The sequence below is a fragment of the Pseudomonas spelaei genome (assembly GCF_009724245.1).
GTDB classification, from domain to species: Bacteria; Pseudomonadota; Gammaproteobacteria; order Pseudomonadales; family Pseudomonadaceae; genus Aquipseudomonas; species Aquipseudomonas spelaei.
Map to the genome: position 1 here is coordinate 105,491 of NZ_WNNK01000007.1, position 20,328 is coordinate 125,818.

A 20,328-nucleotide genomic window follows, 5' to 3' on the forward strand; every position below is an offset into this window, starting at 1 on the left:
AAAATCTTCTATCGGTACGAGCGCGGCAGTGTAGCGCACTTGCAGGTTGATGGCGCAGGGCCCACCAGCCGGAATTTGGCATGAAATAAGCAGCCGTTAAAACCCATAAGCCCCCCAAAACGTCGGTTCCAAAGATCTGGACCATAATTAAAGAGGTTGAAATCGCAATTTCTTGACCTTCCGGTCAGAAAATCGTTGACCGAAAAGTCAGACATGACTAGATTCGGCGCAAAGCGGTTAACAACAATAATGAGTCTGCGAGGCCTTCCGTGATCCAGTTTTTACTTAACCAGGAACTCCGTAGCGAGCACGCCCTGGACCCCAACCTGACCGTGCTCAACTACCTGCGCGAGCACCTGGGCAAATCCGGCACCAAGGAAGGCTGCGCCAGCGGCGATTGCGGTGCCTGCACCGTGGTGGTGGGTGAGTTGCATGCCGATGATCAGGGCCGTGAGCAGATTCGCTATCGCAGCCTCAACTCGTGCCTGACCTTTGTGTCGTCCCTGCACGGCAAACAACTGATCAGCGTCGAAGACCTCAAGCATCAGGGCGAACTGCACAGCGTGCAAAAAGCCATGGTCGAATGCCACGGCTCGCAGTGCGGCTTCTGCACCCCAGGCTTTGTGATGTCGCTGTTCGCCCTGCAAAAGAACAGCGAGGCGCCCGACAGCCACAAGGCCCACGAAGCCCTGGCCGGCAACCTCTGCCGTTGCACCGGCTACCGCCCGATTCTCGCCGCCGCCGAACAAGCCTGCTGCAACAAGCCCCAGGACCAGTTCGACAGCCGTGAAGCCGAGACCATCGCCCGCCTCAAGGCCATTGCCCCAACGCAAACCGGTGAGTTGAACAGCGGCGACAAACGCTGCCTGGTACCGCTGACGGTCGCCGACCTGGCCGACCTCTATGACGCCTATCCTCAAGCCCGGCTGCTGGCCGGCGGCACCGACCTGGCACTGGAAGTGACCCAGTTCCACCGCGTACTGCCGGTGATGATTTACGTCGGCAATATCGAAGAGATGAAGCGTGTCGAGACCTTCCAGGACCGCCTGGAAATCGGTGCCGCCACCTCGCTGTCCGACTGCTACACCGCCTTGAACAAGGAATACCCGGACTTCGGCGACCTGCTGCACCGCTTCGCCTCCCTGCAGATTCGCAACCAGGGCACGTTGGGCGGCAATATCGGCAACGCCTCGCCTATCGGTGACTCGCCGCCGCTGCTGATCGCCCTGGGCGCGCACATCGTCCTGTGCAAAGGCAACACCCGCCGCACCCTGGCCCTGGAAGACTACTTCATCGATTACCGCGTCACGGCCCGCCAGGACAGCGAGTTTATCGAGAAGATCATCGTGCCCAAGGGCCAGAAGCTGTTCCGGGCCTACAAGGTCTCCAAGCGCCTGGACGACGATATTTCTGCCGTCTGCGCGGCCTTCAATCTGAAGGTTGATAACGGTGTCATCAGTGATGCCCGTGTCGCCTTCGGTGGCATGGCGGCTACGCCAAAACGCGCAAAACATTGCGAAGCGGTCCTGACAGGCGCGACCTGGAATTCAGCCACGGTGGAAAAAGCCTGCGCAGCCCTGGCCGAGGATTTCACCCCGCTGTCGGACTTCCGCGCCAGCAAGGAATACCGCCTGCTCAGCGCGCAAAACCTGCTGCGCAAATACTTCATCGAACTGCAAACGCCGCACATCGAGACTCGGGTGACCGCTTATGTCTAACCATCACGCAGTGGAAAAAACCCAGGCCGAACTCGCCGAGCTGTTTGCCAGGGACCTGACCTCCGGCGTCGGCCGCAGCGTCAAGCACGACAGCGCCGCCAAGCACGTATCGGGTGAGGCACAGTACATCGATGACCGCCTGGAATTCCCCAACCAATTGCACCTGTATGCGCGCATGTCCGACCGCGCCCACGCGAAAATCATCAGCATCGACACCGCGCCCTGCTACGCCTTTGAAGGCGTGCGTATCGTCATTACCCACGAAGATGTACCGGGCCTGAAAGACATTGGCCCACTGATGCCCGGCGACCCGTTGCTGGCCATCGATACCGTGCAGTTCGTCGGCCAGGTCGTGCTGGCCGTCGCCGCCCGCGACCTGGAAACCGCCCGTAAAGCCGCCATGGCCGCCGTGATCGAATACGAAGACCTGGAGCCGGTGCTGGATGTGGTCGAGGCCTTTCGCAAAAAACATTTCGTGCTGGACAGCCACACCCACCAACGCGGTGATGCGGCGAGCGCGCTGGCGACAGCGAAGCATCGTATCCAGGGCACCCTGCACATCGGCGGCCAGGAACATTTCTACCTGGAAACCCAGATTTCCTCGGTGATGCCCACCGAAGACGGCGGCATGATCGTCTACTGCTCCACGCAGAACCCCACCGAAGTGCAGAAGCTGGTAGCCGAAGTACTCGACGTATCGATGAACAAAATCGTCGTCGACATGCGCCGTATGGGCGGCGGTTTCGGCGGCAAGGAAACCCAGGCGGCAAGCCCTGCATGCTTGTGCGCGGTGGTCGCGCGCCTTACCGGCCAGCCGACCAAAATGCGCCTGCCGCGGGTCGAAGACATGCTGATGACCGGCAAGCGTCACCCCTTCTACATCGAATACGACGTGGGCTTTGATGACAGCGGGCGCCTGCACGGGATCAATCTGGAATTGGCCGGTAACTGCGGCTGCTCACCGGACCTGTCGAACTCGATTGTCGATCGCGCCATGTTCCACGCCGACAACGCCTATTACCTGGGCGATGCCACGGTCAATGGCCATCGCTGCAAGACCAACACCGCGTCCAACACTGCTTATCGTGGCTTCGGCGGCCCCCAAGGGATGGTCGCCATCGAGGAAGTGATGGATGCCATCGCGCGCCACTTAGGCCAAGACCCGCTGGCGGTACGCAAGGCCAACTACTACGGCAAGACCGAGCGCAACGTCACCCACTACTACCAGACGGTCGAGCACAACATGCTCGAAGAGATGACCGCCGAACTGGAAGCCAGCAGCCAATATGTCGAACGGCGCGAAGCGATTCGTCGCTACAACGCAGGCAGCCCGATCCTGAAAAAAGGCCTGGCGCTGACACCCGTAAAATTCGGCATTTCCTTCACCGCCAGCTTCCTCAACCAGGCCGGTGCACTGATCCACATCTACACCGACGGCAGCATCCACCTGAACCACGGCGGCACCGAGATGGGCCAAGGGCTGAACATCAAGGTGGCGCAGGTGGTCGCCGAGATATTCCAGGTGGAAACCGACCGGGTACAGATCACCGCCACCAACACCGACAAAGTGCCGAACACCTCGCCGACCGCCGCCTCCAGCGGTGCTGACCTGAACGGCAAGGCCGCGCAGAATGCCGCCGAAATCATCAAGCAGCGCCTGGTGGAGTTTGCCGCGCGCAAGTACGAAGTCAGTGAAGCCGACGTGGAATTCCACAACGGCCACGTACGGGTCCGTGACCATATCCTGACGTTTGAAGCGCTGATCCAGCAGGCGTATTTCGCCCAGGTGTCGCTGTCCAGTACCGGTTTCTACAAGACCCCGAAAATCTTCTACGACCGCAGCCAGGCGCGCGGGCGGCCGTTCTACTACTTCGCCTTCGGCGCGGCCTGTTGCGAAGTGATCGTCGACACCCTGACCGGTGAATACAAGATGCTGCGCACCGACATCCTCCACGACGTGGGCGCCTCGCTGAACCCGGCCATCGATATCGGCCAGGTCGAGGGCGGCTTCATCCAGGGCATGGGCTGGCTGACCATGGAAGAGCTGGTGTGGAACGCCAAGGGCAAGCTGATGACCAACGGGCCGGCCAGCTACAAGATCCCGGCCGTGGCGGACATGCCGCTGGATTTGCGGGTGAAACTGGTGGAGAACCGCAAGAACCCGGAAGACACGGTGTTCCATTCCAAAGCGGTGGGCGAACCGCCGTTCATGCTCGGCATTGCGTCCTGGTGTGCGATCAAGGATGCCGTGGCCAGCCTCGGTGACTACCGCCATCAGCCGAAGATTGATGCACCGGCGACACCGGAGCGGGTGTTGTGGGGCTGTGAGCAGATGCGGCAGCTGAGCACGGCAAAGGCTGTGAAACCTGAAACCGAACTGGCTTCGCTTTAGACCGAGGTGCTGCCATCGCGGGCAAGCCCGGCTTCCACATTTTGATCTGCGAACCCAATCAAATGTGGGAGCTGGCTTGCCTGCGATAGCGCACTGCCAGACACCACAAGAGGTGACTATGAACAACTGGATCAGCGCCCTCGCCGACCTGCAAACCCAGGGTGAACCCTGCGTGCTGGTGACCATCATCGAAGAGCTCGGCTCCACGCCGCGCAATGCCGGTTCGAAGATGGTCATCAGCACCCACCAGGCCTTCGACACCATCGGTGGCGGGCACCTGGAGTACAAGGCGATGCAGATCGCCCGGGACATGCTCGTCCGCGGCCAGCAAAACACTCACCTGGAGCGCTTCAGCCTCGGCGCCAGCCTGGGCCAGTGCTGCGGCGGCGTCACGGTGTTGCTGTTCGAACCGATGGGCCAGGTCCAGGCGCAGATTGCCGTGTTCGGTGCCGGCCATGTCGGCCGCGCCCTGGTGCCGTTATTGGCCAGCCTGCCCTGCCGCGTGCGCTGGATCGATTCCCGGGAACAGGAATTCCCGGAGCAGATCCCTCAGGGCGTGCGTAAAATCGTCAGCGAAGAACCGGTGGATGAAATCGACAACTTGCCGGTGGGCAGTTACTGCATCGTTATGACCCACAACCATGCCCTGGACCTGGAATTGACTGCCGCGCTGCTCAAGCGCAATGACTTCGCCTACTTCGGCCTGATCGGCTCGAAGACCAAGCGCGTCAAGTTCGAACACCGCCTGCGGGACCGCGGCTTCGACGCCGTACAACTGCAACGCATGCGTTGCCCGATGGGTATCACTGAGGTCAAAGGCAAATTGCCTGTGGAGATCGCGATCTCCATCGCCGGTGAAATCATCGCCACCTATAACGCCAATTTCGGCCAGCACACCGCCAGCGCCGAACCCATTGCCAAACTGCTGCCGGCCTCGCGCCGCAGTCAAGCCACGAACTGAGACGACCATGCCTTTGACTCGCAAAGCCTACCGTGCCGCCATCCTGCACAGCATCGCCGACCCCGCTGAAGTAGGCATTGAAGCCTCCTATGAGTATTTTGAAGACGGCCTGCTGATCATCGAGAACGGCCAGATCAGCGCCCTGGGCCATGCCAGCGAACTGCTCGCCAGCCTGGCGTCCGACATCGAGGTCACCCATTACCAGGATGCGCTGATCACCCCCGGCCTGATCGACACCCATATCCACCTGCCGCAAACCGGCATGGTCGGCGCCTATGGCGAACAGTTGCTCGATTGGCTCAACACTTACACCTTCCCCTGTGAAAGCCAGTTCGCCGACAAGGCCCATGCCGAAGAAGTCGCGGATATTTTCATCAAGGAACTGCTGCGTAACGGCACCACCACCGCCCTGGTGTTTGGCAGCGTGCATCCACAGTCGGTGAATTCATTTTTCGAAGCGGCCGAGAAACTCGACCTGCGCATGATCGCCGGCAAGGTGATGATGGACCGCAACGCCCCGGACTATCTGACCGACACCGCCGAATCCGGCTACCAGGAAAGCAAGGCGCTGATCGAGCGCTGGCACGGCAAGGGCCGCTTGCACTACGCGGTGACGCCACGTTTCGCCCCCACCAGCACACCGGAACAACTGACCCTCGCCGGGCAATTGCTCGGGGAGTACCCGGACCTGTACATGCAGACTCACATCAGTGAAAACCTGCAGGAAGTGGAATGGGTCAAGGAGCTGTTCCCGGAGCGCAGCGGTTACCTGGACGTGTACGACCATTACAAATTGTTGGGGGAACGTTCGGTATTCGCCCACGGTGTACACCTGTGCGACGACGAATGCGCGCGCCTGGCAGAGGCAGGTTCGGCGGTAGCGTTCTGCCCGACTTCGAACTTCTTCCTCGGCAGCGGCTTGTTCAACTTGCCGATGGCGGAGAAGCACAAGCTCAATGTCGGCCTGGGCACTGACGTCGGCGGCGGCACCAGTTTCTCGCTCCTGCAAACACTGAACGAAGCCTACAAAGTGATGCAGTTGCAGGGTGCGCGGCTGAGCCCGTTCAAATCGTTGTACCTGGCGACCCTCGGCGGCGCTCGGGCGCTGCGGTTGGAAGACAAGATCGGTACGCTGCAACCAGGCACCGATGCGGACTTCCTGGTGCTGGACTACAACGCTACGCCACTGCTGAGCTATCGCTTGAAGCAGGCCAATAACATTGCCGAGACGTTGTTTGTATTGATGACGCTGGGGGATGATCGGGCGGTGTTGCAGACATATGCAGCGGGGCAACTCGTGCATCAACGCTGATTCAGCAGACGCCGCAAAACAAATGTGGGAGCTGGCTTGCCTGCGATGCAGACACCTCGGTCATTCAGTTGAACCGAGGTGATGCTATCGCAGGCAAGCCAGCTCCCACATTTTTGATCGGGGTTTACAGTTTTACAGACGACCGCCCCGGCTTCTTGGTCTGCAACAGATGCGAGAACACCGCATGCAGGTCATCCGACGCGCTTTCCTCATCGAGGTTGAGCTTGCTGTCGATGTGATCCATGTGGTGCATCATCAGGTTCACGGCCAACGTCGCATCCCGCGCCTCGATGGCGTCGATCAGTTGGGTGTGCTCATCGTAGGAGCAGTGGGAGCGGTTGCCACTTTCGTACTGGGCGATGATCAACGAAGTCTGGGACACCAGGCTGCGCTGGAAGCTGATCAGTGGTGCGTTCTTCGCCGCCTCGGCCAGCTTCAGGTGGAACTCGCCGGAAAGCCGGATACCGGCCCCGCGATCACCTCGGGAGAAGCTGTCACGCTCGTCATTGACCATCTGGCGCAACTCGGCCAACTGTTCGGCTGTGGCATGCTGCACCGCCAATTCAGTGATCGCACGTTCCACCAGACGCCGGGCGAGGAACACCTGGCGGGCCTCCTCGACACTCGGGCTGGCCACGACCGCACCACGATTGGGCCGCAGCAACACCACGCCTTCATGGGCCAGGCGCGACAATGCCCGGCGAATGATGGTGCGGCTCACGCCGAAGATTTCGCCCAGTGCTTCTTCACTCAATTTGGTACCGGGCGCCAGGCGTTGTTCAAGGATCGCCTCGAAGATATGCGCGTAGACGATATCGTCCTGGGTTCCACTGCGACCGGCCTTACCGGCTCGCGGCTGTTTCTTGAGGGGTTGCAACTGTTCGTTCATGGGCACTCGGGTCGGGAGAACGGCGGCGAATTGACGTTGACTGTAATACGGTATTGAGGGTCGCTGGCAAGTATCGCGTAAAAACAGAGCACATTGTACACAACCCGTTGCGCCAACACGACTGTACGGCTGTTTGCAGCGCCGGCTGTATTGCAATGAGTCGTTACGTTTGAGTTTAGGCTTGAATCTGACAATAAGCCCCAGGCACAAAGGAACACTGCCCCATGACCGACGCGACTCAGGCGCCACTGCGCCCACTGGCCGATACCTCGCCTTCGGCTATCGTCGCCGGCTTCATTGCCATGATGACCGGCTATACCAGCTCCCTGGTACTGATGTTCCAGGCCGGACAGGCCGCCGGCCTGACCACGGCGCAGATTTCATCGTGGATCTGGGCGATTTCCATCGGCATGGCGGTGTGCAGCATCGGCCTGTCCCTGCGCTATCGCACGCCAATCACCATCGCCTGGTCTACACCCGGCGCAGCGCTGCTGATCACAAGTCTGGGCGGCGTGAGCTACGGTGAGGCCATCGGCGCCTACATCACCTGCGCGGTGCTGGTGACGATCTGCGGGCTCACCGGCAGCTTTGAAAAACTGGTCAAACGCATCCCGGCGTCCTTGGCGGCGGCGTTGCTGGCGGGGATTCTGTTCAAGATCGGCAGCGAAATCTTCGTCGCCGCACAACACCGAACAGCGCTGGTGCTGGGAATGTTCTTTACCTACCTGGTGGTCAAACGCCTGTCGCCGCGCTATGCGGTGCTGGCAGCGTTGCTGATCGGCACGGCCTTGTCCGGCCTGATGGGACTGCTGGATTTCAGTGGTTTCCACCTGGAAGTGGCGACCCCCGTGTGGACCACGCCGCACTTCTCCCTGGCCGCGACCATCAGCATCGGCATTCCGCTGTTCGTGGTGGCGATGACCTCGCAAAACATGCCGGGAATCGCGGTACTGCGGGCCGATGGCTACAACGTGCCGGCCTCGCCCCTGATCACCACCACCGGCCTGGCCTCGCTGGTGCTGGCGCCGTTCGGCTCCCACGGCATCAACCTGGCGGCCATCAGCGCGGCGATCTGCACCGGGCCCCATGCCCATGAGGATCGCAACAAGCGCTACACGGCGGCGGTCTGGTGCGGGATCTTCTACGCAATTGCCGGGGTATTTGGCGCCACCCTGGCGGCCTTGTTCGCGGCCCTGCCCAAGGAACTGGTGCTGTCGATTGCGGCACTGGCGTTGTTTGGCTCGATCATCAATGGCCTGAGTATTGCCATGAATGAGCCCAAGGAGCGTGAAGCAGCACTGATCACCTTTATGGTCACCGCGTCGGGGTTGACGTTGTTTTCCATCGGCTCGGCGTTCTGGGGGATTGTCGCGGGGGTGTTGACGCTGGTGATTCTGAACTGGCGCAAGGCCTGACTCTTTAAGACGCCATAACGAAAAAGCGACCCGGGCGGGTCGCTTTTTCATGACATCAGGCTACCGGATTGATCGGCTTTTCCGGGTACCAGACGTCCATCAGCGGGCTGGCTTCAACGCTTTTCAGCTCGCTACGGGCTTTGAGCCAGGCTTCAACAGCAACACGCTGTTCTTCGCTGACCGAGCCGCGCTTCTGCAGGCAAACCAGACCGTAGTCATCGCCGCCCACATAGCCGAGGCCATTAGCCTCCATCGCTTCTTTCAGGAATGCGTCGAGGAAAGCGTCGATAGCCTTGTCGTCCAAACCTTCGTTGAAATCCAGGTTCAGCTCGAAGCCCAGCTCTTGAAATTCATCAACGCACAGTTTTTTGCGCAGACGCTGGGAACGGTTAGTCGCCATGGAACAATCCTCATAAGTAATAACGGGCGGCACTTTAGCAGTTTAAGCAGGCCTTTGCCCGACTCTCTGGGATGGGCGGTGCATGGCGAGTAAAAAAAACCGCGATTAGCAGCTATCGTTCAGGCACAAGTGCATCAAGCTTGGGGCATAATGCCGACACTTTCGTGACCACTGAGGGATTTTTCTTATATACCCCTCGCCTTTTTTCACCCTACTCAGCAGCAGGGTTTCATTACTTATGATCAAATCTTTGCGTCCATTGTTGCTCGCCAGTGTTCTTCTTCCCCTGGCTTTCTCCGTCGCTGCCGCTCCCGTCAATACCAGTCTGCCCCCCAAAGTCCAGGAAGCCCTGCAGAAGGCCAAGTTGCAAAACAATGCCCTGTCCCTGGTGATGATTCCCCTCAACGGCCCAGGCACACCTACCGTGTTCAATGCCGATGTGTCGGTCAACCCGGCGTCGACCATGAAACTGGTCACCACCTACGCCGCCCTGGAAATGCTCGGCCCCAACCACCAGTGGAAAACCGAGTTCTACACCGACGGCACCCTGAGTGGCGGCGTGCTGCGCGGTAATCTGTACCTCAAGGGCGGTGGCGACCCCAAGCTGAACATGGAAAAACTCTGGCTGCTGATGCGTGACCTGCGGGCCAATGGCGTGCAGCAAGTCACCGGCGACCTGGTCCTGGACCGCAATTTCTTCGTCCAGCCGCAATTACCGGAATTCAACGACGACGGCAACGACGCCAACAAACCCTTCCTGGTCAAGCCGGATGCTCTGTTGGTCAACCTCAAGGCCTTGCGCTTTGTGGCCCGCAACGACTCGGGCAAGGTGTTGATTTCGGTGGAGCCACCGATTGCCAGCATTCATATCGACAATCAGGTCAAGGTGGTCAACAGCAAACAGTGCACGGGTGACGTTCGCTACAACCCAGTGACCGCCGCCGATGGCAGTGTCACGGTGACCGTCAATGGTCAATTGGGTGATGGCTGCAGCTCTCAGACCTATCTGTCCTTGCTGGACCACGCCACCTACACCGCCGGAGCGGTGCGAGCGATCTGGAAAGAACTGGGCGGCAGCATCCAGGGCCGCGACATCCAGGCCCCGGTGCCCAAGGACGCCAAGGTCCTGGCCCGTGCGTTCTCCCCGGACCTGGCGGAGATCATCCGCGATATCAACAAATACAGTAACAACACCATGGCCCAGCAGCTGTTCCTCAGCCTCGGCGCGCAATACCGCACCGATGCCGATGGCGACGATGCCAAGGCTGCCCAGCGTGTCGTGCGTCAGTGGCTGGCGAAAAAAGGCATCACCGCGCCGCATCTGGTGATGGAGAATGGTTCCGGCCTGTCCCGTGCCGAGCGTGTCAGCGCCCGGGAGATGGCGGCCATGCTACAAGCAGCCTGGAGAAGCCCGTATGCGGCTGAATACATCAGTTCGCTACCGATCTCCGGGATGGACGGCACCATGCGCAAACGCCTGAAAACCACAGCGTTGCGCGGTGAAGCTCATGTCAAGACCGGTACCCTGAACACGGTCCGGGCGATTGCCGGCTTCAGCCGCGACAACAACGGCAACACCTGGGCAGTAGTGGCGATTCTCAACGATCCGAAGCCGTGGGGCGCCTCATCGGTGCTGGACCAGGTGCTACTGGACCTGTATCGCCAGCCAAAGCTGGCAGTGGCTGCCCCGGTTCTGTAAGTCCTGTAGCCTTGCAGGGGCCTGGCTCCTGCAAGGCTGTCATCAAGCCGGTAACCGTTCCTCCTGCACCCGATCCCTGCCTGCCTGCTTGGCCGCATACACCCCCGAATCCGCGCGCAGCAACAAACTGTCTTCGCCTTCATCGACCCGCCAACTGGCAACCCCGAAGCTGGCTGTCACGGTACCCACGCGCTCCATTGGCGCGCTGCGCAACGCTTGCCACAGCTCCAACGCCAGGCTGCGAGCCTGAGCACCGTCAGTGTTGGGGCACAACACCATAAACTCCTCGCCCCCCAGGCGGCAGAACACATCAGTGCGACGCAAACGCTGGCCGATCCGCCGACACACCTCTTGCAACACGCCATCACCCACTGCGTGCCCATGCTGGTCATTGATGCGCTTGAAGTGATCAATATCGAACATGATCACCGCCAACGCTCCCGAGGTCCGCTTAACCCTGATCATCTCGGTCCGCAGGCGGTCCTGGAAGTAGCGTCGGTTATGAATCCCCGTCAGGGAGTCAGTGATGGACAGTGCCCGTAGCTCTTCCTCGACCCGCTTCAGGTCGGAAATATCAGACACATAGCCATGCCATAACGTACCGCCGCCCGGCAGCTCTTCCGGTGTGGCCTCGCCACGGACCCAGCGCAGCCCTCGTTGAGGCAATTGCACGCGGTACTCTTCACGCCAGTGACTCAATCGCAACGCTGACAAGCGGATAGACGCGCGGACCCGTTCGACGTCCTGGGGATGAATGCGTTCAAAAACTTGTTTCGCATCCAGCTGCAACAGCCCGGGTTCAAGTTCATAGATGTCACGAATGCCATCGCTGGCGTAGATAAATCGCCAGTTGTCCTGGGGCTCCAGCGTGAACTGAAAGATGCCGCCGGGAACATGGGCACTGAGTTTTTTCAACAATCGATCCCGCGCTGCCAGCGCCTCATAGGCACGTTTTTGCTCGGTGACATCCAGGCAGATCGCCAGGTGACCAATCCACAGGCCATGGTCATCCAGCAACGTCGTCGCCAGCATATTCACCGTTAACTGGCTGCCGTCCTTGCGCACCAGGGTCCACTCCCGGGCCTCATGTACAGGGTCACCGCCTTCCACCAACATCGCCTGACTCGGCGCGATGGGCTTGCCGAGTGCCTGGCTCAACTGCGCGGCTCGCGCTTCAAGCTCGGGGGCCAGGTGCAGGCTTTCGAGGGTCAAGTGGCCCACTGCCTGATCGGCCTCAAAACCCAGCATCTGCTCAGCCCCTGCATTGAAGGTATTGATGACCCCACGCAAGTCGGTGGCAATGATCGCCACCTGGGTAGCGGCGTTCAGCACACTGCGCAATTGGCCGTGGGCGCTGCGCAGCTCCTGCTCCCGTTGGCGCAACTGACCGGTGCGCTGCTCCACCAGCTTCAGGGCGCGCTGGCGTTGGCTGACCAACACGTAGAGCAAGGCGCTGAGCAACAAGCTAAGCAGGCTGCCCATGCTCAGGATGCCGATCACCGAAGAGTGATTGACACTCTCGAACACCTGGCTGGGGCGCAGCGTCAAGGCATAGACGTGATCACCCAGGGTCAATCGACGTGTCGCCTCCAGGCTGCTCCGGGCCAAGGCGTTGCTGGACTCGTAGAGCACCCGTTGCTGCGTATCGGAGGTGTCGACAATCTGTACCACAAGGTTATCCCGGTCCGGCTTGGGTAAACCGTCGGCCACTAACTGACGCATGCTGATCACTGCCATCACGTAACCGTAGGGCTCGCTTTGGGGCGTTTGCGCAGTGGCTGCGTGACTGACCGGCGCCACCAGCAAGACGCCCATGGCATAGGCCGGCTCCACGCCGACCAATTGCATGGGTTGAGAAACCGCCATCTTGCCTGTTTTTTGCGCCCGTTCGAGCGTCGAGCGACGCAGGGGCTGGGCCAACAGGTCAAACCCCAGGGGTGACCCAAGGAGACTTTGAGTCTGGCTGTACAGCACCGGCACATACTCATCGCGCTCAGTGGCTGGCACCAGCTCACCCGTCTCATTCAACTCACGAATGGCGAACGGAAAACCACGCTGGACGGTCGCCTGTTGTTCAAATGCCTTGCGTTGATCACGAAAAATTCGCGGCGCCCACGCATAGGCGCGAGTACGCAGCAGCAAGGGCTGTGCGAAACCATCGAACTCTGTGTGGGAAACCAAGTGGGAGTTGACGAAAAAACGCCGCAAGCTGCCCAGGCGTTGCTCCTGGTCTTCGAAACGCTCCTGAAGACGGCTGTAGCGTTCGTTGACCAGCAACTGAAACCGCTGGCGAACCTGCTGTTGATAGAGATCGGAGGCTGCCCACGCAGCAATGACCGTCAGCGCCACGCCTGCCAGAAACACCGCCAATGCCACCAGCCACGCCGACGCCTGCTCATTGATAAAGCCAAGGATTTTCGGGCGCACGGCATGCAGCGACATAGGCAACACTCAAAGCGCCAGTGTGCCGGGACGTCACTTTGGCTGGACCCTAAGTTATAGCCACAGGGGGTCGGTTTGACCAGCGCAAAAAAAGCCGCGAGCCCGGAATATTCCAGGCTCGCGGCTTCAGAGGGGTGCCGATCAGCGGGCGGTGATTTTCCAGGCCCGATGGATCTTGGCATTGCGCGCAAAATCCGGGTCGATGGTTTTATCGCTGATTTCCTCAACCGCATAACGCTGGCTGAGGTTGTCTTCCAGCTGGAACTTGCGGAAGTTGTTGGAGAAGTACAACACACCGCCCGGTGCCAGGCGGGCCATGGCCAGGTCAAGCAGCTGTACGTGGTCACGCTGCACGTCGAAGATGCCTTCCATGCGCTTGGAGTTGGAGAAAGTCGGCGGGTCGATGAAGATCATGTCGAACTCATCGCGACTCGCTTCCAGCCACGCCATCACGTCACCCTGCTCCAAACGGTTTTTATCCGAGAAACCGTTGAGGGAGAAGTTGCGGCGTGCCCAGTCAAGGTAGGTTTTCGACAAGTCGACGCTGGTGGTGCTGCGCGCGCCACCCTTGGCTGCGTGCACACTGGCGGTGGCGGTGTAGCAATACAGATTGAGGAAACGCTTGCCGGCTGCTTCTTTCTGGATGCGCATGCGCATTGGGCGGTGATCGAGGAACAGGCCGGTATCCAGATAATCCGTCAGGTTGACCAGCAGCTTCACGCCGCCCTCGCTGACCTCGGTGAACTTGCCCTGGGCGCTCTGACGCTCGTACTGCTTGGTGCCGCTCTGACGCTCGCGGCGCTTGACCACCACGCGGCTCTTGTCGATGCCCAGCGCCTGGGGAATCGCTGCCAGGGCGTCGAACATGCGCGCCGAGGCTTTTTCCGGATCGATGGATTTAGGTGCGGCGTATTCCTGGACGTGGACCCAATCGTGGTACAGGTCGATGGCCATGGAATATTCCGGCATGTCGGCATCGTAGACGCGGTAGCAATCGACGCCTTCACGCTTGGCCCACTTGCCCAACAGCTTCAGGTTTTTCTGCAAACGGTTGGCGAACATCTGCCCGCCTTCGCTCAAGCGTGCCTGCTCGACCACCGGAGCCGGTGCCGGCTTGATCGGGTTACCGTTCTTGTTGTACTGACGCTCTTGCGGCTCAGTCGGGGCCTGGTCGTAGGCCGCTTGCTCACGTTCTGCCTGACGCTGCTCAGGGGTACGACGCTCGCCCGTGACGAACTGATCCGGCGTGACCTTGATCAGCAGCAACTTGCACGGCAAAGCGCCGTTCCAGAACGAATACTGTTTGTGGCTGCGGATGCCCATGCGCTTGCCCAGGTCCGGGGCACCGGTGAATACCGCCGCCTCCCAACCCAGACAGGCCTGGCGCAAGCGCTCACCGAGGTTCTGGTAGAGGTACAACAGACTGGCTTCATCACCCAGACGCTCACCATAAGGTGGGTTGCAGATCACCAGGCCTTTCTGGTTCTGGTCCGGGCGCGGTTCGAAGGTGCCGACTTCGCCCTGATACACCTTGATCCAGTGGCTCAGACCAGCACGCTCGATGTTATTGCGAGCTGGCTGAATCAACCGTGGATCGGCCTCATAACCACGAACCCACAACGGCGGCTTGGCCATACCGATAGCGGCACGTTCGCTGGCCTCAGTGTGAAGCTTCTTCCACAGAGCCGGAACGTGGCCCAGCCAAGCGGTGAAGCCCCACTGCTCGCGGTTGAGGTTGGGGGCCATATCAGCGGCGATCATCGCGCCTTCCACCAGGAAGGTACCGACGCCACACATTGGGTCCGTGAGCGCGCCGCCTTCAGCGGCAAGGCGCGGCCAGCCGGAGCGAATCAGGATTGCCGCAGCCAGGTTTTCCTTGAGTGGTGCGGCGCCCTGCTGCAGGCGGTAACCGCGCTGGTGCAGGCTGTGGCCGGAGAGGTCGAGGGACAGGATCGCCTCGCCACGGTCCAGGCGCAGGTGAATGCGCAGGTCCGGGTTGATCTTGTCGATGGACGGGCGTTCGCCGGTCGGGGTGCGCAGCTTGTCGACAATCGCATCCTTGACCTTCAGCGCGCCGAAGTGAGTGTTGTCGATGCCCGAACCATGGCCGCTGAATTCCACCGCCAGGGTGCCGTCGGCAACCATGTGGTCTGCCCACTCGATGTCCAGCACGCCGTGGTAGAGGTCTTCGGCGTCCTTCATCGGGAAGCGCTTGAGCACCAGCAACACACGGTTGGCCAAGCGCGACCAAAGGCACAGGCGATAGGCGGTTTCCATGTCAGCCAGGCCGCGCACGGCCGAGGTGTGCTCGCGTGCTTCCTCAAGGCCAAGCCCGACGGCCTCCTCGATCAGCAGGCCTTCGAGGCCCTTGGGGCAAGTGAGGAAGAGTTCGTAACGATCCGACATGGGAATTCCAGGCTTTTCAGCAATAAGTGAACGGGCAACGCATCGCCGGCTCGGTTTTCAATCAAGCGCTTTTCTTGAAGAGCGCTCGTGTGGCACGAATGTGCCGTTCCACCCCGGCTGCTGGCCCTTTGAGCCTTTGTTGACGGGGCAGATCGTGTAGTTGATGCAACAAAAAGAAATATTCAGACCCTTCGTCGAATAATAACCGACTGCAACGGGCGGGCATTCTCACTAAAGGATTTAACTCATCCTCTTTGCAGGGCACATCATAGCTGGCTTTGCCCAATAAAAGGGGCGAAAAGCCACCCCAGCTTATGGCTATACCAGCATTATCGTTACGTCCTTATGACAAAACGATCATTGAATCCATGTGACCTATTGGTTAGAACTCAACACAGGTTGGCGTCGTAACGGCGCCGACACAGTGCTCGCCACGCCGGCAGCGAGCGCACCAACGGCAGAAAAACTCTGCCCGGCCTCGGACGAGGCCGAAGGATATCAAGACAGTCAACAAGTGAGGGAAACACCCTATGAGAAGACTTAAGCGTGATCCGTTGGAAAGAGCATTTTTACGCGGATATCAATATGGCGTTCATGGCAAATCCCGTGAGCTTTGCCCATTTACTCTACCGTCGGTACGCCAAGCCTGGATCAACGGCTGGCGAGAAGGACGCGGCGACAACTGGGACGGTATGACTGGCACTGCGGGAATCCACAGACTCAACGAACTTCACGCCGTCGGCTAATCAAGGGCATTTAATTCCGACACCATCACGAATACGTAACGACTTAACCACGCACGCCCCATCCGGGCGGCGGGCTTCGGCCCAGGGGCTCCTTCGAGGAGCCCTTTTTTATGCCACCTTTATTTTGGCAAGGCGGCTATGGCATCCACCGACTGGCGAATCAACGCCGGGCCCTTGTAGATAAAGCCGGAATACAACTGCACCAGGCTGGCCCCGGCAGCGATTTTCTCGGCTGCGTGCTTACCTTCAGTGATGCCACCCACGGCAATGATCGGCAAACGCCCTGCCAACTCAGCGGCCAGAACCCTGACGATATGGGTGTTCTGCTCGCGCAATGGCGCACCGGAAAGACCACCCGCCTCATCAGCGTGGGCCAGGCCTTCCACACCAGCACGGCTCAAGGTGGTATTGGTGGCAATGACCGCATCCATTCCTGAAGCCATCAGGGCCTGGGCAACCAGTACGGTTTCTTCATCGCTCATGTCCGGAGCAATCTTGATTGCCAGCGGAACCCGCTTGCCGTGACGCACGGCCAACTCTTCCCGGCGTTGGCGCAAGGCTTCGAGCAGTTGCTTGAGGGAGTCACCGAACTGCAGGCTGCGCAGGCCCGGGGTATTGGGCGAGCTGACATTGACCGTGACATAGCTGGCGTGAGCGTAGACCTTGTCCAGGCAGATCAGGTAATCATCCACGGCACGCTCCACCGGCGTGTCGAAGTTCTTGCCAATATTGATGCCCAGAATACCGTTGTACTTCGCCGCCTGAACCCGCGACAGCATGTGATCGAGCCCCAGGTTGTTGAAGCCCATCCGATTGATGATGGCTTCGGCTTCCGGCAGACGAAAAATCCGCGGCTTTGGATTGCCCGGTTGCGGTCGAGGCGTGACGGTGCCGATTTCGACAAAGCCGAAACCCAACTGCGCAAAGCCGTCGATAGCCGCACCGTTCTTGTCCAAACCGGCGGCCAGCCCTACCGGATTGGGAAAGTCGAGCCCCATCACTGACACCGGCATCTGGACCGGAGCCTTGCATACCAGGCCATTGAGCCCCAGGCGGCCACCTGCGCCGATCAGGTCCAGGGACAGATCGTGGGAGGTTTCCGGAGAGAGTTTGAACAACAGCTGGCGGGCCAGGGTATACATGGGCGGGTTTGACTCGGGTGGCGGCGAAAAGTGGCCGCGATTATAGCCGGGTGAAGGGTCCAGGCGAAGCACGGCGCACAGACAATCCGATCATCCGTTACGCAACGCCATCAACTCTTCATACCGCGCCCAGATTTTTTGTGCATAGCGGACACGCAATGCGTCACGTTGCGGCCCTGAGCCGGCACCCACATTGTAAGAACCCACCGCTGTCCAGTTGTAGCCAAACCGCTTGATAAAGTCGGCAAGAATCGATGCTCCCACGGCCACTGACAAGCAAGGCTCATTCAGCAACCGCTGTTCAGTAATCCCCTCCTTGAGCAACCGTGGCAGATGAATGCTGTTGATCTGCATCAACCCGATATCACGGGTGCCATTGTTGTTGCTGTAATTCATGGCGTCGGCTCGATAGCCAGACTCCACGGCCGCTATGGCCTGTAACAGCTCCGGCTCGAGGTCATATTGGCTGGCCACCTCGGCCCAGCAATATGCCTTGGCTTCGCTGGCCACGACCAGGGTTATCACCAGCCACCCTTTGCACCAGGCCCTTCTCAATTCAGGACTCCCAACGGCTCACCTGCCCACAGGTCGAACAGACGTGAACCATAGGGGATGTCGCAGGTACGCGATCAGCCACACACGCCACGTCTACCGGGCAGGTAAAGCGGTAGCCCCTGCCATAGATTGTCTTGATAAACCCCTTGTCGTCCCTCAGGTGTTTACGCAGTGAATAGATACAGCGGGTCAGTGACTCCTCGGCGACTTCGCCAGAGGGCCAGGCCCGTTCCAGCAAATGATCCTTGGTCACCAGCACACCGGCCGATGCAAGCAGCAAGCGCAACACCTGACACTCCTTGGGAGGTAACTGAATATCCGCACAAGCGCCTGTCAGCCTGCCATCGCCATGCAACGTCCAGCGGCCGAAAATCACGGACGCAGGTGCCATACCCTCAGCTACATCGTCCATTCAAACCTCTGTACTTACCAACCGATATTCGAGGCTCCCCGGTGCTCAGCACGGGTCTGCCAGACATTCAGCAACTATAGAAATCGCCCCGACGTTCTACCGTAGGCAAAAGCCCATAACCTGGAGAGTTACTGGACAAGACGTGTAAGACGTTTCCTCACAGTTCGGTTGAACGAAGAAACGCGCGCTTCACACGCTGATACTGGGATGGCGCCAAGGGTGGCGAATGCCCTGGCCCGATACTGATATCTCCCACAGCCTTGGCCTGGATCACAAACAAACGCACACCATTGGCTATCAGCCCGAACGCCGCGCCACGCGCTGCACCATTGGCAGCGCGCGGAAAATCACCGACCCACAACCGATCACCCTGGGTCACGCGCACCACGGTATTGATCCCGATATGCCCCACCGCTGCCAACGGTTTATCTCCATGGCGGGGCTTGCCCAACTGGCGACCATCCTCGATGGTGAGCAACATCTCGATTTCATTGGCCTCGGCAAAGCGCGGTAGAACACTGACCTGAGTACCGTAAGTAACCGGCTGCCACTCATCGCTGTCAGTCCCCGGCCGAGGTAGATAGAAGGTCTGGTTGTCATGAAAGACCGCCGGGACATTCTCCTGAGTCAGGATGACGGGCAGCGTCACCACTTTCGCCAGGCGCCGCCGCTCCAATGCCGTGATTCGGTTCATGAACGCGTTATCTTCAAGGGGTGCCAGAGCCCGAGTAGCAAAGGGCGCCACGTCCTCGGACTTAGACTTCTGGCGCACTTGCATGCCTATTTTCTTGAGCTCATCGCGGTCCACGTCTACCAGCCACAGCGACACTTCCACCAACCGCTTGGGCACATCCAGCTCTGCCACGAGGCTCTCGATAAAGCGTACCTGCTCCGGTTTCCCCTTGATCAACAGGCTGTTCGTGTCGGGATACGCCATTACCGCGATGTTCTTATCGGCCAGCAGCCCTGACGGTAACGGGGAGGTCTTCTTCTGTTCGCCAGCCAACAGTTTTTCGATCATCGAGGCCATGCCCGGTACGTTGACCTGCTGGTCTCCCATGGCGTACTGACGGTCGGCGACATGCGTGTTGAGTACCTGCACCACCCCGATTTTCTGTGTTCCCATGCGCAACTCTTCACGCTGCCGATCCATAAGCTGAGCCAGGCGTAATACCTGATCGACATAGTTCGCAGGCCCCGAAACATAAAACATTCGCGTCCCGCCCTCGCGCAAGGGATAGCGCGCCTCGCTGAGCCCTGAACGCCGCATGAACCCGCGCAGCATGTCGACCGAGATGTGGCGTAACGCAACCACCGAGCTTTTCGCCTCACTGGCGTCATAGAGGTGGAGCACCTGCCCGTCGCTGTACCAGATCAAGCCTTGCTGGAGCGCCGTAGCCTCCAAAGTCCGCTGTGCCGAGCCGAAATCGAACGTTCCGGAGATGTGCTTGCGAGCAATCGCCGGGCTGACAACAATGGGCTGACCCAATGACACCGACAACGCGGTAAAGAACGTGTGCAGGTTTTCATCCCGGGCCTGATAAACCTCGCCGAGGACCGGTGTGCTGCCCAGCATCAGCAGCCAACAGAGCCAACAACGTCGCAAGGACACGTGGCGGTAAATCGCTGCAAGTTGATCACGGTACACGACGGGTTTTCCTGCGTGGCCTGGCATGAAGAAGCGGCCATAGTGAAAGCCACTGAGCTTTCAATCCTGATTAAAAGTTGACGTTGCACCCAGTACTCGACGCCCGTGGCATGTGCCTTGCTTTGACTTGTTTATCACAGCCCTCTCCAACGACGGAGCAGGCTCAAGGACAAAGGCGTCGTTACCCTCCA

General features: G+C 59.7%; 15 protein-coding genes. 7 read left to right on the forward strand and 8 right to left on the reverse strand.

All coding sequences use genetic code 11. The annotated features are described in order from the left end of the window. Window positions 1–269 precede the first annotated feature (269 nt). From xdhA to guaD, 4 genes are all read left to right on the forward strand, one after another. The gene (gene xdhA, locus GNF76_RS10315) at window positions 270–1,718 is read left to right on the forward strand and encodes a xanthine dehydrogenase small subunit (protein WP_178123266.1); all 1,449 of its coding nucleotides are present in this window, start codon (window positions 270–272) and stop codon (window positions 1,716–1,718) included. Continuing rightward, window positions 1,711–4,110, forward strand: a complete 2,400-nt coding sequence (gene xdhB / locus GNF76_RS10320) for a xanthine dehydrogenase molybdopterin binding subunit (RefSeq protein ID WP_155583062.1) — start codon at window positions 1,711–1,713, stop codon at window positions 4,108–4,110. The genes xdhA and xdhB overlap by 8 nt, the downstream gene beginning before the upstream one ends. Window positions 4,111–4,228: 118 nt before the next feature. After that, window positions 4,229–5,071, forward strand: coding sequence for a xanthine dehydrogenase accessory protein XdhC (gene xdhC / locus GNF76_RS10325; RefSeq protein ID WP_155583063.1), 843 nt, complete (start codon window positions 4,229–4,231; stop codon window positions 5,069–5,071). A gap of 7 nt (window positions 5,072–5,078) precedes the next feature. Then, window positions 5,079–6,383, forward strand: a complete 1,305-nt coding sequence (gene guaD, locus GNF76_RS10330) for a guanine deaminase (RefSeq protein WP_155583064.1) — start codon at window positions 5,079–5,081, stop codon at window positions 6,381–6,383. A gap of 124 nt (window positions 6,384–6,507) precedes the next feature. Here guaD and GNF76_RS10335 read toward each other — a convergent pair whose 3' ends face one another. Then, window positions 6,508–7,272, reverse strand: coding sequence for a GntR family transcriptional regulator (locus GNF76_RS10335; RefSeq protein WP_017134778.1), 765 nt, complete (start codon window positions 7,270–7,272; stop codon window positions 6,508–6,510). A 224-nt stretch (window positions 7,273–7,496) separates the two neighbouring features. Between GNF76_RS10335 and GNF76_RS10340 the strand changes: the two genes are divergently transcribed. After that, window positions 7,497–8,687, forward strand: a complete 1,191-nt coding sequence (locus tag GNF76_RS10340) for a benzoate/H(+) symporter BenE family transporter (RefSeq protein WP_155583065.1) — start codon at window positions 7,497–7,499, stop codon at window positions 8,685–8,687. 55 nt (window positions 8,688–8,742) lie between these two features. Here the strand turns inward: GNF76_RS10340 and GNF76_RS10345 are convergent, their stop codons facing one another. Continuing rightward, the gene (locus GNF76_RS10345; RefSeq protein WP_155583066.1) at window positions 8,743–9,087 is read right to left on the reverse strand and encodes a YggL family protein; all 345 of its coding nucleotides are present in this window, start codon (window positions 9,085–9,087) and stop codon (window positions 8,743–8,745) included. A gap of 238 nt (window positions 9,088–9,325) precedes the next feature. Between GNF76_RS10345 and dacB the strand changes: the two genes are divergently transcribed. Then, a complete protein-coding gene (gene dacB, locus GNF76_RS10350) occupies window positions 9,326–10,786 on the forward strand; it encodes a D-alanyl-D-alanine carboxypeptidase/D-alanyl-D-alanine endopeptidase (protein WP_155583067.1) in 1,461 nt (486 codons plus the stop codon). A gap of 42 nt (window positions 10,787–10,828) precedes the next feature. Here the strand turns inward: dacB and GNF76_RS10355 are convergent, their stop codons facing one another. Both GNF76_RS10355 and rlmKL read right to left on the reverse strand, forming a co-directional pair. Further along, the gene (locus tag GNF76_RS10355; protein ID WP_155583068.1) at window positions 10,829–13,228 is read right to left on the reverse strand and encodes a sensor domain-containing diguanylate cyclase; all 2,400 of its coding nucleotides are present in this window, start codon (window positions 13,226–13,228) and stop codon (window positions 10,829–10,831) included. A gap of 141 nt (window positions 13,229–13,369) precedes the next feature. Then, window positions 13,370–15,634 carry a bifunctional 23S rRNA (guanine(2069)-N(7))-methyltransferase RlmK/23S rRNA (guanine(2445)-N(2))-methyltransferase RlmL gene (rlmKL, locus tag GNF76_RS10360; protein ID WP_155583069.1) on the reverse strand — a complete coding sequence of 755 codons (2,265 nt, stop codon included), beginning with the start codon at window positions 15,632–15,634 and terminating at the stop codon, window positions 13,370–13,372. 530 nt (window positions 15,635–16,164) lie between these two features. On the opposite strand from rlmKL, the gene rmf reads away from it, so the two are divergent. After that, window positions 16,165–16,380, forward strand: coding sequence for a ribosome modulation factor (rmf, locus tag GNF76_RS10365; RefSeq protein WP_002553055.1), 216 nt, complete (start codon window positions 16,165–16,167; stop codon window positions 16,378–16,380). 119 nt (window positions 16,381–16,499) lie between these two features. Here rmf and GNF76_RS10370 read toward each other — a convergent pair whose 3' ends face one another. The 4 genes from GNF76_RS10370 to sctC form a co-directional block, all read right to left on the reverse strand. Then, window positions 16,500–17,522 carry a quinone-dependent dihydroorotate dehydrogenase gene (locus tag GNF76_RS10370; RefSeq protein ID WP_155583070.1) on the reverse strand — a complete coding sequence of 341 codons (1,023 nt, stop codon included), beginning with the start codon at window positions 17,520–17,522 and terminating at the stop codon, window positions 16,500–16,502. A 90-nt stretch (window positions 17,523–17,612) separates the two neighbouring features. Continuing rightward, complete coding sequence (locus GNF76_RS10375) at window positions 17,613–18,077, reverse strand: transglycosylase SLT domain-containing protein (RefSeq protein ID WP_155583071.1); 465 nt, start codon at window positions 18,075–18,077, stop codon at window positions 17,613–17,615. Window position 18,078: 1 nt separating this feature from the next. Further along, a complete protein-coding gene (locus GNF76_RS10380; RefSeq protein ID WP_155583072.1) occupies window positions 18,079–18,489 on the reverse strand; it encodes a winged helix-turn-helix domain-containing protein in 411 nt (136 codons plus the stop codon). 157 nt (window positions 18,490–18,646) lie between these two features. After that, window positions 18,647–20,065, reverse strand: a complete 1,419-nt coding sequence (gene sctC / locus GNF76_RS10385; protein WP_246211894.1) for a type III secretion system outer membrane ring subunit SctC — start codon at window positions 20,063–20,065, stop codon at window positions 18,647–18,649. Window positions 20,066–20,328: the final 263 nt, after the last annotated feature.